Source organism: Periweissella fabalis, from assembly GCF_012396505.1.
GTDB classification, from domain to species: Bacteria; Bacillota; Bacilli; order Lactobacillales; family Lactobacillaceae; genus Periweissella; species Periweissella fabalis.
Genome location: NZ_JAAXPN010000007.1, coordinates 1 through 15465 on the forward strand (window position 1 = coordinate 1; position 15465 = coordinate 15465).

Annotated in this window: 15 protein-coding genes and 1 other annotated feature; of the genes, 1 reads left to right on the forward strand and 14 read right to left on the reverse strand. The window is 34.9% G+C overall.

Features of this window, described 5'->3' with window-relative positions:
- Positions 1-454: 454 nt before the first annotated feature.
- The 5 genes from HF964_RS06690 to pepA all read right to left on the reverse strand — a co-directional run bounded on the left by HF964_RS06690 (position 455) and on the right by pepA (position 4905).
- Positions 455-1174: a Bax inhibitor-1/YccA family protein gene (locus tag HF964_RS06690; RefSeq protein ID WP_168722278.1), complete on the reverse strand. Its 720-nt coding sequence runs from the start codon at positions 1172-1174 to the stop codon at positions 455-457.
- A gap of 67 nt (positions 1175-1241) precedes the next feature.
- Positions 1242-2549 (reverse strand): UDP-N-acetylmuramate--L-alanine ligase, encoded by a 1308-nt coding sequence (gene murC, locus HF964_RS06695; protein ID WP_168722279.1) that lies wholly within the window; start codon positions 2547-2549, stop codon positions 1242-1244.
- A 132-nt stretch (positions 2550-2681) separates the two neighbouring features.
- Positions 2682-3320: a YtpR family tRNA-binding protein gene (ytpR, locus tag HF964_RS06700; protein ID WP_168722280.1), complete on the reverse strand. Its 639-nt coding sequence runs from the start codon at positions 3318-3320 to the stop codon at positions 2682-2684.
- Between the two features lie 125 nt (positions 3321-3445).
- Entirely contained in the window at positions 3446-3763 is a 318-nt protein-coding gene (locus HF964_RS06705; protein ID WP_168722281.1) for a thioredoxin family protein, read from the reverse strand.
- Positions 3764-3828: 65 nt separating this feature from the next.
- Positions 3829-4905: a glutamyl aminopeptidase gene (gene pepA, locus HF964_RS06710; protein WP_168722282.1), complete on the reverse strand. Its 1077-nt coding sequence runs from the start codon at positions 4903-4905 to the stop codon at positions 3829-3831.
- A 211-nt stretch (positions 4906-5116) separates the two neighbouring features.
- Here pepA and HF964_RS06715 point away from each other — a divergent pair, with 211 nt between their 5' ends.
- Positions 5117-5443, forward strand: a complete 327-nt coding sequence (locus tag HF964_RS06715) for a hypothetical protein (RefSeq protein WP_168722283.1) — start codon at positions 5117-5119, stop codon at positions 5441-5443.
- A gap of 241 nt (positions 5444-5684) precedes the next feature.
- On the opposite strand, the gene HF964_RS06720 is transcribed toward HF964_RS06715, so the two are convergent.
- From HF964_RS06720 to HF964_RS06760, 9 genes are all read right to left on the reverse strand, one after another.
- Complete coding sequence (locus HF964_RS06720; RefSeq protein ID WP_168722284.1) at positions 5685-6638, reverse strand: 3'-5' exoribonuclease YhaM family protein; 954 nt, start codon at positions 6636-6638, stop codon at positions 5685-5687.
- Between the two features lie 35 nt (positions 6639-6673).
- Positions 6674-9061 carry an ATP-binding protein gene (locus tag HF964_RS06725; protein ID WP_168722285.1) on the reverse strand — a complete coding sequence of 796 codons (2388 nt, stop codon included), beginning with the start codon at positions 9059-9061 and terminating at the stop codon, positions 6674-6676.
- A complete protein-coding gene (locus HF964_RS06730) occupies positions 9051-10259 on the reverse strand; it encodes a metallophosphoesterase family protein (protein WP_168722286.1) in 1209 nt (402 codons plus the stop codon). Before HF964_RS06730 ends, HF964_RS06725 begins: the two co-directional genes overlap by 11 nt.
- Before the next feature lie 132 nt (positions 10260-10391).
- The gene (locus HF964_RS06735; protein ID WP_168722287.1) at positions 10392-11231 is read right to left on the reverse strand and encodes an amino acid ABC transporter substrate-binding protein; all 840 of its coding nucleotides are present in this window, start codon (positions 11229-11231) and stop codon (positions 10392-10394) included.
- Between the two features lie 8 nt (positions 11232-11239).
- Positions 11240-11875 carry an amino acid ABC transporter ATP-binding protein gene (locus tag HF964_RS06740; protein ID WP_168722288.1) on the reverse strand — a complete coding sequence of 212 codons (636 nt, stop codon included), beginning with the start codon at positions 11873-11875 and terminating at the stop codon, positions 11240-11242.
- Between the two features lie 11 nt (positions 11876-11886).
- Entirely contained in the window at positions 11887-12528 is a 642-nt protein-coding gene (locus HF964_RS06745; RefSeq protein WP_168722289.1) for an amino acid ABC transporter permease, read from the reverse strand.
- A 57-nt stretch (positions 12529-12585) separates the two neighbouring features.
- Positions 12586-12820 (reverse strand) — a binding site (T-box leader).
- On the reverse strand, positions 12817-13359 hold the full coding sequence (gene mreD / locus HF964_RS06750) for a rod shape-determining protein MreD (RefSeq protein WP_168722290.1): 543 nt from the start codon (positions 13357-13359) through the stop codon (positions 12817-12819). Its footprint overlaps the feature before it by 4 nt.
- A 9-nt stretch (positions 13360-13368) precedes the next feature.
- On the reverse strand, positions 13369-14217 hold the full coding sequence (gene mreC / locus HF964_RS06755) for a rod shape-determining protein MreC (RefSeq protein ID WP_168722291.1): 849 nt from the start codon (positions 14215-14217) through the stop codon (positions 13369-13371).
- A 96-nt stretch (positions 14218-14313) separates the two neighbouring features.
- Positions 14314-15321 carry a rod shape-determining protein MreB gene (locus HF964_RS06760; protein ID WP_168722292.1) on the reverse strand — a complete coding sequence of 336 codons (1008 nt, stop codon included), beginning with the start codon at positions 15319-15321 and terminating at the stop codon, positions 14314-14316.
- Positions 15322-15465: the final 144 nt, after the last annotated feature.

The window sequence follows — 15465 nt, forward strand, 5'->3', positions numbered from 1 at the left end:
CGCAAATTTGTTTAACTCTGAAAATTAATTTCAAAGTACTTACACATTTGATTGTCAAAACTTTATTCAGTTTTCAAAGATCTACGTCGTTGTTAACAACTTAATATGTCGTAACAACATTTATTAACTATACTCGCTTTAATTTGATAAGTCAACAACTTTTTTAAATTAATTTGAATTAGTTATTTAATTAATCGTTGTTTTGTTTAATTAACTTTTGGGTTAATGTCACAAGACAACTTAAATATAATACCTTGATTTTTACTTCATGACAACCCTTTTTTTGAAATAAAATAATTTTTTTCACACATCAGCTCAAAAGCTTGATAAATCAATATTTCAAGTATAACAAAAAATCCCAGGAAAAATAAATTTTCCCGGGATTTTAAAATACGCTTTATGTGTCACAAACGTTTTCTATATTTTAAGTTATCAACTTTCTGATAACTTATGTTTAATCACGGTTTGAACCGCCAAAAATTTGTAATAAGCTCAAGAATATATTAATAAAGTCCAAATATAGTGTTAAAGCTCCACTAACAGCTAGTCCAGTCTCGTTTGCTTGATTACCAAATTCAAGATAAAGATGTTTCATCTTATTAGTATCATAAGCAGACAATAGGGTAAAAATTACTACCGAGGCCCATGAAAGTACCAGTGTGACTACTGAGTTGTGTAAAAAAATATTAACAACTGAAGCAACAATCAGTCCAATTAACAATCCAAACAGGTGTGTTCCTAAACCAGCCATATTACGCTTTGTAAAATAGCCATACGCTGACATTCCCACAAAAATTGCTGCAGCCCCTGCAAATGCCCCTAAGATAGAAGCACCTGCATAGATAGCAAAAATAAATGACATTGTTAGTCCATTAACAACAGCAAAAAGTACTAATAGTGGTAAAGCAGTCAAAGCATTTCGCATGGCTTTCGTATTAACCAAAATTACTAAAATTAATTCAAAGATTACCAATCCGTAAAACATAAACCGATTAAATGCTAAAGCTTCCATAACTTGAGGAAATTTTGTTGCAGTTATATAAGCAGTTAGACCTGAGACTAATAAGGCTAAGGCCATGTAACGGTACATTCGACGGAAAAAACCACTTAATCCGGTAACATCAACACTTTTAGTTTGTTGTTCATTAAAGTAACTCATATTATCATTATTCATTTAGTGTTCTCCTTTATATCATTACTTTACATAATCATACCTGAATCCAACTAAATAAACAAATTACTTATTTAGTTAGTAACTTTTTAAAAATCGCTTCATACTTTTGTAAATCACCCGCTCCCATAAATACATAAACTGCATTTTCAAAGGATAATAGTTGATTCATTGAATCTTCGTGCAAAACACCACCAAAATTTGTTAATTTTGCTCCAATATCAGCTGATTTAATATCACCACTAGTTTCACGTGCAGATGTAAAAATCTCAGTTAAAAATACTTTATCAGCGGTTCCTAAGATTTTTACATAATCGTCAAAGTAAGCTTGTGTTCGTGAAAATGTATGTGGTTGGAAAACCGCCACGATTTCTTGTGTTGGAAACTTTTGACGAGCTGCATCAATTGTCGCCTTAATTTCAGATGGATGATGTGCGTAATCATCAATCATTACCCCATTACTCAATGTTGTTACTTGGAAGCGACGTTTAACACCACCAAACGAAAGTAACTCTTCTTTTACTAATGCTAAATCGAGTTTTTCAAAGTAAGCAACTGCAATAACCGCTAATGTATTTAAAATACCATGTTGACCAAATTGATTAGTTTTAAATTGGCCTAGATAAGTATCGTGATAGTATACATCAAACGTGGCGCCTGATTGATCACGCACAATATTTTTAGCTTGAAAATCATCACTTGCATTTAAACCATAATAATACACTGGAATCTTGGTTTTTAATTGACGTAGTTGATCATCATCACCCCATGCAAAAATTGCTTTTTTAACTTGATTAGCTAAATCCTGGAAAGCTGATCGCACATCGTCAATGCCCTTATAGTAATCTGGATGATCAAAATCGATATTAGTCATAATTGCATAATCTGGAGTGTAATCCATAAAATGGCGTCGATACTCATCCATTTCAAAAGCAAAGAATCGGGCATTTGGCATTCCTTTACCAGTTCCATCCCCAATTAAAAAATTAGTAGTAGCAACCCCAGATAAAACATGAGCTAATAATCCTGTTGTACTAGTTTTCCCATGCGCACCAGCAACACCAATTGCTGTAGTTTCATTAACCAATTGTTCGACCATTTCGGGATACGTTTTAATATCTAATTCCATTTCGATGGCTTTAGCAACTTCAATGTGGTCATCTTCAAATGAATTACCACGAATAATTGTCCAACCTTCATTCAAGTTAGCAGCATCAAAAGGATACACTGGGATACCGGCTTCTTCTAACGGTGTTTGAGTAAAAGTATATTCAGTAATATCTGAACCCGCTACTTCATGTCCTTGATCATGTAAAATCAAAGCAAGTGAAGCCATACCTGACCCCTTTATTCCAATAAAATAATATTTGTTTGCCATTGTGACAATAACTCCTTCTACACTGCATTAATTAAATATTATTTTTACTACTATATAAGTAATAAAAAAAGAGTAATCAATTTGATTACTCCCTAAATCATAGCACAATCTCAGTTGAATGTACTATCAAGATTAGCTAAATAGTCCTTGTGCTTTGTCAAAATCTAATGCTTCACCAATTGCTTGAAAATCTGCTGGTAAAATCAAAGCACCTGGTACTTGTGGTGCATTTGGTAATTGAAGTTCACGACCAGAAACAATCATTCCGTTTGATGGTACACCACGCAACTCGCCTGGCCAAATAATTAAACCACTTGGCATCATTGCACCAACCTTAGCAACAACAACGTAGATATCAGCTTTCATATTTGGTGAACCAGAAACAATCTGTTCGTACTTATCATCACCTATTTTTGTTTTTGTGATTTGTAAATGATCTGAATCTGGGTGTGGTGTGACACTTTCAACGTAACCTATTACAAACTTTGGTGTTAAATCTGGTACTAATTCAGCTTCAAATCCAACCGCAACTAATGCTTCATTTAATTTATCAACTTGATTATCAGTTAAAAAGACCTGTCCGCCTTCTGTAGGTAAGTCTAGTAAATTACTAATTTCAAAAAAGTTAAACCCAATCGTTGCCTGAGTTGTTTCATCATAAAGTCGGACAATTTGGCCCTTCTTTTCACTTGCTTGCACTGCAACATCGGGTTGAAGTAACAACATTAGAGTATCACCAACGTGTTTGGGATTGTAACTTGCAATTAACATCTCGTTTCCTGCCTATTTAAGTATTTGAATAAAAAAAGTTGGTCGCCCAACTTTTGCGTCCAACTTTTAGTTTAGAGGTAAGTCGTGTGCTTTTCAACCAAAAAACTCACTTATACCTAGATTTTTTATAAACTTTCGATGAAATTTTCAACTTCAACCTGAGTTTTACGATCCTTATTTACGAAACGTCCTAATTCTTGACCATTCTCAAATGCGATAAAACTTGGAATGCCATAGACATCTAATTCCGCACATAAGTCAATATTTTCATCGCGATCAACGGTGATAAATTCAAATTGAGAATATTTTGTTTCAATTGTAGGCATTGCTGGCTTAATAAAGCGACAATCAGGACACCAATCAGCCGTAAAGAATAACATAACTTTTTTATCAGCAATTTCAGTTAATAAAGTTTTTTGATCCATTTGTGGTAAAGTTTTCATATTACATCTCCATTTTACTTATTTTTTGTAACTAAATTATAGCATATATTGGTTAGCATTCAAGCTTAACGACCAATAATTGTATCAACCGCACTCTTATCAAGGTTCACGGCTAATTGTTTAACTAATTCTTTGGCCGCTTCAAAGTCTCGAATTGACCACATTGTTTGGTGCGTGTGGATATAACGTGATGCCACCCCTAAGGCAACTGATGGCACTCCATGGGCTTGTAATTGGGCTGCTGATGCATCAGTACCGCCTTTTGAAACAAAGTATTGGAACGGAATGTTATTTGACTCGGCGATATCAAGGACAAATTCTTTTAATCGTAATGGCATGACTACACCGGGATCAAAGACTCGCAATAAAGTCCCTTCACCAAGGTGCCCTTGATGATTAGTCTTACCATTAATATCATCGGCAGCTGATGAATCAATCGCAAAGAAAATGTCAGGGTTTAACATATTAACTGCCCCGTGGGCTCCTCGTAGACCAACTTCCTCTTGAACATCGGCTCCCATAATTAAGGTATTCGGTGTTTGAACATCTTTAAGGGCATCAAGCGTATCCAACACGGTCACCATTCCAAAACGATTATCCCAAGCTTTAGAAATCACCCGTTTTTTATTAGCTGTCATCACTGTAGCGACTTCTGGCACAATGAAATCACCTGGACGTACACCAAATGCGTGGGCTTCTTCAGCTGAAGTAAAGCCGGCATCAAATAAAATATCATCAACTTTAGGTGTACCATTCACACCACTGTTCCCCCGTAATAAATGGGGTGAGACTGAAGATGACACCACTGGCATACTGTCATGCCGAGTGAATAATGTAAAACGTTGTGATGAAACCACATATGGATTCCAGCCACCAACAGCTGCCACGTTGAATAAGCCCATTGGCGTAATATTAGTCACAATAAAGCCAACTTCATCCATATGAGCTGCAAACATAATCTTAGGTGCATTTATATCTTGGGCGTGTTTAATTCCAAAAACACCACCTAAACCGTCTTGTTTAACCTCGTCAACCAATGGAGTTAAATCAGCTTTAAACATGTCACGTACTTGGTGTTCAAATCCACTAGTACCTTGAATTTCTGTATACTTTTTAACACGTAAAAAATCTTTTTCGTTCATTTTTTACTTTCCTCATTTCAATATGATAGTTTAATCTAGCATGGCTTATTAAATCTGAAAACACCATCTTATTTGGCTATTAGCCTTATTTTACCGCATCTAAAAAATTAAAAAAATACGAAATGATTACAAACGAATTTTTTAATTTATTTTTATATGAGATTATGCTATTTTATAGTGTAGATTGGGAGATGGGCAGGAGAAATTTAACATGAATAAAAAAGGTTTTGGGATTATTGCTGGCATAATTGGAAGTATTGGAGTTGCTGCTGCCATTAGTAGTAAGAACTCTCAAGAAAAAACAGTCGCCAAAACGCATGCCAAACTAATTAGTAAAATTCATGATGAATTTGCTAATAGTGGTAAAATTGAAGGTACTTGGCTTAACCGTGATACTGAAGTTTATTTTGCTAACAATACCAAATGGATGGTCTATAATGGTGGCGTCACATTACGTAAGAACGGTGAACTTGAACAATATCGTTTAAAAATCGATGCCAAATCATTTGCAATTATTTTACAAGAAAAAATTTTATAATCACCAAAATGATTCCATAGAGACAAATTTTGGAGAATACCACATATTAGTATATGTCACCATCTAAATATTCCATAAACGGTTTGAACTGTAGTTATTTTAGCAATAATTTGCAGCTAAAATATGTTTCAAAGGCCCGATATGCTATAAATATAGACAAAAATCCCAGGAAAATTTGATTTTTCCTGGGATTTTTACTAGGTATTTCTCAATACTGCCTGACTTTAGTCACATTGTTAATTCATTCTAAATCGTGGGGATGAAAAATCATCCGGTTGTCTAATGCATATATACGATCTGAAAACTTACCTGGTTCTGTCTGATTAGCCGCATGTGTAAACATTTCAATGCTAGCATCTAATTCATCCAACTGGTGTAACACCTCTGCTTCAAGCAACGCTGGTTTAACAGGCGAACCATATTCTAATAGGCCATGATGTGCCAAAACTACATGGCGTAATACTAAAATACTTTCAGAATTTTCATCTAAATGTAATTCATGTGCTGCTAATACAATTTCAGCATCGGCAATAGCGATATGACCAATTAAATTTCCAGGAACTGTATACAATGTGCCAATCGGCCCCGACAGCTCAACCGTTTTACCAATATCATGTAAGATTGCCCCAGCTAATAATAAGCCTTGATTAATTTGTGGATACATCGGTCCAATTCTTTGGGCTAGATGTATTATCGAAAGTGTATGGTAAGCCAAACCACCAGTATAGGCATGGTGGTTTTTCTTAGCGGCCGGGTAATTATAAAATTGTTCATGATATTTTTGTAGCAAATACCGTACAATCCGATTCCACTCTGGATTGGTAATGCTAAATAAAATTTGATTAATTTCTTCTTCCATTTGTTGTCGTCTAATTGGTGCTGCCGCAACAAAATCACTAGGTTTAAATTCCGCATCAGTTGAAAGCCGTTTAAGATTAGTTATTTTAAGTTGCGACTTTCCTTGATATATCTGTAGGGTCGCATGCAATTGTACAATTACACCTGGTACAAACACTTTAATCTCATCGGGTGTAACTCCCCAATACATACCTTCCATTTCACCAGATTTATCTTCAAAGACTATCGCTAAATATTCTTTGCCGGTTTTAGCTGTCCTGACGACAACTTGCTTAATTAAAGCTGGAATATTAATTTGTTCATTAAGCTTAAAGTCATGCAATAATTTATCACTCATATTAATTTCCGCCGTTCTTTTATCTATAAATCAGATTATAAAGTAACAATCTGTAGTTCTGTAAAGTCTGTTAAAACAGTTGGATTAGATGTGAAATAAATAACTTGCTGCTTAGTACTTAAATCAAGCATTAGTCCATGCATTCTTTCCAAACGCTGAGCATCAAAATTTACAAAGCCATCATCGATAATAATTGGAAATTCAATCAAATCTGCCAGTACTTGTGCGAATGCAATTCTAAATGCTACATACAACTGCTCACTAGTGCCTTTAGATAATTCTGCTAAAGTAAAGTTTTCTTCAGTTGATGTCACTAAGGATATCATATTACTTTCCATTTTAATTGCAACAAAATGACCTCCTGTTAGCATTTGAAAATACTTCGTTGCCAATAAAATTATCTGTGGCATTCTTTGCTGTGATGACTGTTTAAGTGCTTCATTAATCCACTGTGATGTAAGTTGCTTAACCATGAAATCCTCTAACCCTGACAAAAAGTCATGTTGTAGATTGGCAACTTGTTGTTCTACTTCATTAAGAGTCCCATTACTAACAACTTTTAGATGTTGGATTTGTGAAGTTTTTAGTTGTGACTCCAACGCTTCCATTTGTACTTTATCTTGTGTTAATTGCATATTAGTCGATGCAATAAGATCTGTAACCGGTGTTGTTAAACTAGCTAATCGTTTAATTTGTAATTCAGTAAACTGCTTTTGCATTGCTCTTAATTCTTGATTTTGTTGAGCATCGACATTCTGTTTAACTAACTGTAAATGAAATTCACTTTCATCTATTAAACCAACACTATTTAAAACCGTTTGCATTTCTCGTCGAACATTAGCTAATTGTTGCTGCCGTTGCTTATAGTATTGCTCTTGATAAACTTGATCGGCTTTACCTAAAGCATTGGCTTGTTGTTCTGCCATATATTCATTCAATAATTGATTTATCTGCTGTAATTGCCTTGGAAAATCACTAGCTATTACTGAATTCTGAACATTTTCTAACTTCAAATTATTAATGCCTTGTTGCTCACGATTGATAGCTTGAACTAACTTTTGTAATTGTTGTTGACTTGCTTGTAATTGTTGTTGCACCTGAAGTAATTGACTTTGCGCAACTTGAATGTTTGCCATCGGTATTTTTTCATCATTAGTTATTTCAATAGATGATGTTTGTTGGCCAATTATCCAAATAATTGCCATAACAATTATTGCTATAATAAATTTGATTATTATGGTAAATGGTAAAAATAATAGTATTACTATTCCGGCTACTATCGCTCCAATTGTCCATTTAACTGATTTATTTTGCTTAGTTGGTGGTGTTACACGTTGTAGTTGTGAAGCTGAATTAAGTTCATTAAATTTATTAAGCGCTGTTTGATATTGGCCACTTAATTGATTTACTTGTTGCTCCATTGCCCGATAGTTAGCTGCCATCTCCATAAGCATGCCTAAGCGAGGCTGTAGTTTAGTAACTTGTTGCTCAAATTCTTGTCCGTATACTGAGGAAATATCTGAAGTATGCATTTCCTGTTCAAGATGGGTAATTTCTTCAATTAAGTTTGTTTTTTGAAATTGTAATTGCTCGAATCTAACTTTAGTTTCTTCATTAATTTGTTGGACTTGTTGTGCCTGTTTACGCTCTAACTTTCGCATTTGCTGATATAGCGGTTCTAAGCGGGCAAGTTCATTTAATTCAACCAATGTTGCTTGTCGTTTTTTTATTTCGGCTTTTAAATTATCAATCGCTACATGCTGACTTTGTAAACTTTCTAAACTTGCGAAGTACGTTGGTAATTGTCGTTGAATCTCCAATTGATTATCAACTGTCCTCCGGTATTCATTGAGCAAGCCATTTAATGGTCGCTTACCATTTTTAGAATTAGCAGCAAAGAGTACCTGAGCTTCTTTTTCAAATTTATCCGCTACTTGAAGCCAGCCAATTGCACCTACTGCACCAATTTTAAGTAATCGCTGTTCTAGTTCATTAGGGGTTAAGCTACGTACTTCAGCCAATTCATCCGCATTAATTGCATAAATTTGCTGAAAAGTTTCACTAGTAATCGGGCCTAAAATATCATCTAGAATCGGCTGAGGATTGGGATAATTTTCATTCGTTTGTAAATTTATCAATTCTATCTCACTGTTAGTTCGATAACGACGAATTAATCGGTATTTTTTATTGTGATGTAAAAATTGAATTTCTCCACCATAAACGGCTTGTTGTTTGGGCTCATATGTATTAATAAACTTACTTTTCTTACTGGCAAAGCCAAATAACATTCCATTAATAAAGGCCATTAATGTTGATTTACCTGCTTCATTTTCACCATAAAAAACCGTCATCATTTCAGGTAACGTGAATTCTTGATTTACCCACTTACCAAACCCATAGATTTTAATTGCTTCAATTTTCATCCACAATATCCTCACTTAAGTATAATTCTAATAGTAATTTAGCTCGATGCTGTAATTGCGATTGAACTTCAACTTGATCAAAATGACTCGTAACAAATGCTTCAGGAACATTCTTCAAACCAGTATTATGAATATTTGTTGGCGCAAATACAATTTTAGCCGCCGCATCCCATGCTTGACTATCTAATCCGGCTAATGCTTGATTTTGCTCTGGTTGTCTTAAGGTAAGATCATTAATCCATAACTGATTTATCCCATTAACTCGTAATTCCTGATTAAGTTGATTAACAGTTGCCCCATCAAGTAGCCGCAATTCTAAAAGATTTGGCAAAGCAAATTGAGATACTAAATCAATTCTAGTCATTACTAATTCTTGATGCTCAGTCGCAAACTTCTCCAATTTGGGCAATAATAACTTTAACAAATCGTTTTGCGTAGCAACAGCTGGAATTTCTAAAGTTAACGTTTCCCATATAACATTGGCTCCTGGAATAAATTCAGGTATTAACCGATCACCTTGGTTCGTAACTAAATAAAATCCCTTCATACCAGATTCCTTAATATTTTGTCCTTGAAGGTTTCCAGGATAAATAATATATGGTTGCTGAGCTAAGACTTGTCGTTTATGAATATGACCTAAAGCCCAATAATCATAGTGTTTAGCACGCATGTCTGTAATACTAAAAGGTGCATATGGTCCGTCAATTGCACCATGATACATTCCAATTTGAAAATCAACTGTCTCTTTCATAGGGAACTGATCGATAACTTTTGCTTTGACATGTTGTTGTTGATAGCTAAAACCAACAATGTTAACACTCTCACCATGTTGCGTCGTTTGATGTTTTACCGTTACATCACCGGAAAATAGCGTAACATTACTACCAAAATCAAATTCCGCAATTGTTTGGTTAAAATCATGATTCCCAAAACTCAAGTAAACCATGATATCTTGTATCGCCAAACGTTTAAATTGTGCAACTAAAAAATCCAACACTTGAACGCTTTGGTGTTGGGTATCAAACAAATCACCTGTAATCACAACAAAATCAACTGCGTTAGCAAGTGCAAAATCAATTAATTTAATAAAGCTTGTAAAAGTCGCTTGTTCAACTTGTTGCATTAGATTATTTGGCACATTATTTAAGCCAGTAAACGGATGCCCCAAATGGACATCCGCGGTATGAATAAATTTCATTTTTGTGAATCCTCGTCTTATAAATCAAACACTTGTTCTTTTTTAATTATAACAAATTTTGAATTAACATTACTCTTTTTCCGCGAATACGCAAAAATTCGAGGGATTTTGCATCACCTCGAATTTATATGTTTATTTTTTTATATTCGTATCACCGAACCATTTTTGATTTAATTTTGCTAATTGACCATCTACGCGCATTTTTGTAATTGCTTCATTTACCTTATTTTGTAAAGTAATATCTGATTTTCGAATTCCCACTGCAAATTGATCAACTGGAAAACCGCTTTCTACAATTCGATACTTACTAGGGTTAGGTAAATGACTAATATAATAATCTGCATAGACTCGATCAATCAACACCCCTTGAATTCGGCCAGCATTTAGGTCATTCATTGAATTCATGAAAGTATCATATAAAATTGGTTGATGATTCTTAATATATTGTTTTAAAATTTTAGGGTTAGCATCTAAGTCGGTTGCTCCAGTTGAAGATGATTGAACGCCCAAGACTTTCCCTTTCATATCTGCCGACTTTAAAATATTATTGCTACGTAGGCTAACTAAGACTTGGCCATTAGCAAAATATGGCTTTGAAAATCCAACCACTTTTGCACGCTCTGGTGTATATGAATATCCATTCCAAATTAAATCAATCGTTCCATTACGTAGTTCGGTTTCCTTCATGAGCCAATCAATGGGCTGAAATTTAACTTTAATTCCATATTGTTTAAATACTTCACGGGCAAGATCAACATCGTACCCTACGATTTGTCCTTCCTTATTACGAAAACCCATTGGGACAAATGTATCATCTAAACCGACTGTAATTGTTTTATTTTGTTGATAAGTTCGCCAGTTATCAGCACGATTAAAGTCATGTCCAATTGTAACTCCACGACCAACGATAATAAAAAGCCACAAAATTGCAATTATAAAACCGACAATACTTATTATAATTCTTTTCGCCATAGCTTCTCCTAACTTAATGCATTGACGGTAAATACTTTATCAGCAATACTATTTGCTAATTCAATATCATGTGTAACAACAATCTGTGTGACACCATCTTTTTTTAATTCTAATAACAAATTAGCAACTTCCGTACGCATTGATGGATCCAAGGCCGATGTTGGCTCATCATAGGCTAAAACTCTTGGTTGCATTGCTAAAGCTCGCGCAATTGCAACACGCTGTTTCATTCCACCTGATAATTCAAACGGATATAGATCATCTTTTCCTGCCAACTGTAGATGTGTTAGTATTGGCTTAATCCTAGTTTCTAATTCTTGCTTTGTCATTTTTAAGACCATTTTTGGTGCTAGGGTAACATTTTCCCAAACTGTTAAATTTGGAAATAAATTATAGTCTTGAAAAACTACCCCGATTACGTTATTTTTTAAATCACTGTTGCGAGGATCAAATTGTTGTCCATCTAATAGAATTTCACCACTATCAATATCACCTAAACCAGCTAAGGCCCGCAATAATGTTGTTTTACCAGCTCCTGATGGGCCAACAATTGCTAAAATATCACCATCATTAATTGTTAAATTAATATCGTTTAAAATCATGCGGCCATTAAAAGATTTTTTTATATTTTTCAATTCAATCATTGTTTTACTCCTTAACGGTAATAATTATAGTATTTTTCTAAACGGCGCAAGCCAAGTGTCGTTACAGCTGTTAATATTAGGTAAATTATCCCAACCAAAATATATGGTACTAATGTAACATCACGAGCAGCATCAATATTACCAGCCCTTAATAAATCACCAATTCCAATTACATATACTAATGATGAATCTTTAATTAAATTAATTACTTCATTTCCAATCGGTGGAATAACATTTTTAATAACTTGTGGCAAAATAACTTTACGCTGTGTTTGCCATGGGTTTAAGCGCAACACTTTTGCTGCTTCATACTGCCCCATCGGAATTGCTTGAAAGCCCCCACGAAATATTTCCGCAAAATAAGCGGCGTAATTTAGAATAAATGCAAATAGTGCTGCATCTAATCGATCAAAAGTAATATTAATTAAGGGTAACCCATAAAATACAAATATTAATTGTAGTAATAATGGCGTCCCCCGCATTAACCATACATAACCATTTAAAATCCAACGGACCAATTTAAATTCAGACTTAAGACCTAAGCCAACTAAAATTCCTATTGGTAATGCACCAATAATTGTTAAACAAAAAACCTTTAGTGTTACTAAAGCCCCTGCTAAGAGTGAGGGCAAAACTGTTTGAATATATTGCATTGTATATGCCTCCTGATAATATAAAAAATAAAAAAGCACCCTCTTAACGTATTACGTTAAGAGGGTGCTTTGCACGGTTCCACCTCAAAATCAATCCCTGCTCACACAAGAATCCTCAATAGGTTTTATTTGAATAAAACCTAAGTCGATAACGCGACCAACCGAACTAGCCTACTAAAATTTCAACTAATCAACTCCCAGATGTGGTTCAGATTTAATATTGGTCTATTCGCACCATTCTAGACTCGCTGTTACTAATATTAAATCTTACTCTTCTGTTCAAAGTTTTTAAATTTCTTTTAGTTTACGGAACAATTGACGAAATGGCAAGTATAAAATAATTGCAACAATCACATTTAAAGCTAATGATGGTGCAAACGTATGTACCACATAATTAGCAGCATTACCAACATCAAGGCCTGCAATAAATGCAGCAACGTAAGTGAAAATTTGCAAGGCCGTTATTGACAATATAATTATCATACATAATGATACTATTGAATCTGATAAATAGAAACGTAATTGCTTGCTTACCCATACCATAATTGGTAGTCCTACTGTAAAACCACCAATGACTCCAAAATAGAAGAAATCATATATTAATCCAGCCAAAAGTGTCCAAGCATAGATTGGTAAGTCTAAATCAAGTTCAAATAAAACTGCATAAACAAACCAAATCACTAGTAACATTGGCATAATATGGTATTGCCCTTTTGTTAAAAAACCAGCCATATTAGCAAATAATGCCCCATCAAAAAATAGTAAAAAGAATGTAATTACCGCAAAAATCCATTTTAATTTTGTATGGTAACCATTAAAAAAACCAAACATAATTACTCCTTATTTTTCGATTGCAACCGATACAAAATTAATATTTCCAAAATCAGTAGCCGGCTTTATATATATCGACTTAGACAATCCACTCGCATCATTGTGAATCGAGTCAACCTCTCCTACATATAGTCCCTTAGGTGTAATACCACCTAAACCACTAGTTAAGACTTGATCACCTTTTTTCAACTTAATATTTGAAGTAACTTGTCCAACAATTAAACGATTAGCATTGCGATTATACCCTGTGATGATTCCATACATCGCTTCACCTTCTTTATTAGTGATTTGAATTGCAAAGCGATTAGATGAACCACTATCATCCGATAGCAATTCAACTTTTGATGTAGTTCGATCAACTTCACTAATACGACCAATAAGTCCTTTACCAGATACAACTGGCATGTTTTTCTTAATACCAGCATTACGCCCGACATTAATAATTAATTGACTTAACCACGCTGAAGGTGCACGACTAATTACTGTTGCATTAATCAAAGAATAATCTGTTAACGTTTCGTTTAAATTCAATTGATTTTTTAATGACTTATTTTCATTTTCAAGTACTTGAGCTCGAACTTTTTCTTGTGCTAATGCATCAACTTTAGCTCGTAATTGTGTGTTTTCTTGGTATGTATCAAGAAGTTGTGCAACTGAATCGTATCCACCATGGGTTACTGCAACTGGCCAATTGACAACTCGAGCTACAACCCCCGCTACATCGTTACCAAATTGTTGAATCACCGGTGGCGTTGCACGCCGATTACGGACAAGTACTGAACCAGTTAATAATGCTACTGTGACAACAATGCCAATGATGACAAATACAAGTCGTCGTGTTGAAAAAAACTTCATCATGTTCCTCCCTTCGCAGATTAAATTAAGATAAATTTAACATGCCTAATGAAGCGAAATGGCGTACCGGTTTCCCCATGCACGCCACTTAACTAATCATTATTTTGTCTTACGTAATGCGTCAATTGACTTCAAAGCTTCACCAGTTCCAATTGCAACAGCATCCAATGGTTCTGGAGCAATAAATACTGGTACTTTTGTTGATTCTGAAATAACATCATCTAAATGTTTTAACATTGCCCCACCACCTGTGAGAACAATCCCATGATCAATTACATCAGCCGCAATTTCAGGTGATGTTTCTTCAAGGGTTTCACGAATAGCGATAATAATTTCTGATACGACATCTTTAATTGCAATAGCAACGTCTTCTGCTGTTACTGTAATTGTTTTTGGTAAACCTGATACTAAATCACGTCCGCGTGCCTGAGCACCATCAAGTGCTTTAGCCGCTTCAACATCAGCTGAACCAATTTCAATTTTAAGTCGCTCTGCAGTCTGTTCACCAATTGTTACATTGTATTCCTTGCGAATATAATTAATGATAGCTTCATCAAGTGCATTCCCAGCTTTTCGAATTGAACGACTTGAGACAATCCCACCAAGAGAAATTGTAGCTACATCCGTTGTTCCACCACCTAAATCAACTACCATTGATCCAGTTGGTTCCATAACTGGTAAGCCAGCACCAACAGCCGCTGCAAAAGGTTCTTCGATTACATACGCATCACGAGCACCAGCCACACGCGCAGCATCAATAACCGCCCGCTTTTCAACTGTAGTTACTCCTGATGGTACCCCAATAGTTACAAATGGCTTTTGACCACGGCCGCCAAGGGATTTTTCTAAATAGTATTTTAACATCGCAACTGTTGTATCGTAATCCGCAATGACTCCATCACGCATTGGGCGAATTGCCCGAATACTGCCAGGTGTACGACCGATCATTTCACGGGCAGCCTCTCCGACAGCAACAACCTCGTTTGTTTGAGTATTGCGTGCTACGACTGATGGTTCGCGCAACACAATCCCTTTACCTTCAATATAAACAAGGGTGTTTGCTGTCCCAAGATCAATTCCAATGTTTCGTTGTCCAAATGATAACACGTTGCTACTTCCTTTCGTTCCTGTGTAATAACTTTTTGTATTATACCATATCCTAAAACAGTTATCATTAAACTACTTAGAATTATTTATTGCATTTACCTTAAAAAGAGTAACATATTTTAGTTAAATCAATAAGCTGTCATC

What these genes read in the sequence shown, in the direction of transcription:
- HF964_RS06690 (WP_168722278.1), bottom strand. Translation starts at nt 1,174, where the DNA reads ATGAATAATGATAATATGAGTTACTTTAATGAACAACAAACTAAAAGT.
- ytpR (WP_168722280.1), bottom strand. Translation starts at nt 3,320, where the DNA reads ATGTTAATTGCAAGTTACAATCCCAAACACGTTGGTGATACTCTAATG.
- HF964_RS06730 (WP_168722286.1), bottom strand. Translation starts at nt 10,259, where the DNA reads ATGAAATTTATTCATACCGCGGATGTCCATTTGGGGCATCCGTTTACT.
- HF964_RS06725 (WP_168722285.1), bottom strand. Translation starts at nt 9,061, where the DNA reads ATGAAAATTGAAGCAATTAAAATCTATGGGTTTGGTAAGTGGGTAAAT.
- HF964_RS06705 (WP_168722281.1), bottom strand. Translation starts at nt 3,763, where the DNA reads ATGAAAACTTTACCACAAATGGATCAAAAAACTTTATTAACTGAAATT.
- HF964_RS06745 (WP_168722289.1), bottom strand. Translation starts at nt 12,528, where the DNA reads ATGCAATATATTCAAACAGTTTTGCCCTCACTCTTAGCAGGGGCTTTA.
- mreC (WP_168722291.1), bottom strand. Translation starts at nt 14,217, where the DNA reads ATGATGAAGTTTTTTTCAACACGACGACTTGTATTTGTCATCATTGGC.
- murC (WP_168722279.1), bottom strand. Translation starts at nt 2,549, where the DNA reads ATGGCAAACAAATATTATTTTATTGGAATAAAGGGGTCAGGTATGGCT.
- HF964_RS06735 (WP_168722287.1), bottom strand. Translation starts at nt 11,231, where the DNA reads ATGGCGAAAAGAATTATAATAAGTATTGTCGGTTTTATAATTGCAATT.
- mreD (WP_168722290.1), bottom strand. Translation starts at nt 13,359, where the DNA reads ATGTTTGGTTTTTTTAATGGTTACCATACAAAATTAAAATGGATTTTT.
- HF964_RS06740 (WP_168722288.1), bottom strand. Translation starts at nt 11,875, where the DNA reads ATGATTGAATTGAAAAATATAAAAAAATCTTTTAATGGCCGCATGATT.
- HF964_RS06720 (WP_168722284.1), bottom strand. Translation starts at nt 6,638, where the DNA reads ATGAGTGATAAATTATTGCATGACTTTAAGCTTAATGAACAAATTAAT.
- pepA (WP_168722282.1), bottom strand. Translation starts at nt 4,905, where the DNA reads ATGAACGAAAAAGATTTTTTACGTGTTAAAAAGTATACAGAAATTCAA.
- HF964_RS06715 (WP_168722283.1), top strand. Translation starts at nt 5,117, where the DNA reads ATGAATAAAAAAGGTTTTGGGATTATTGCTGGCATAATTGGAAGTATT.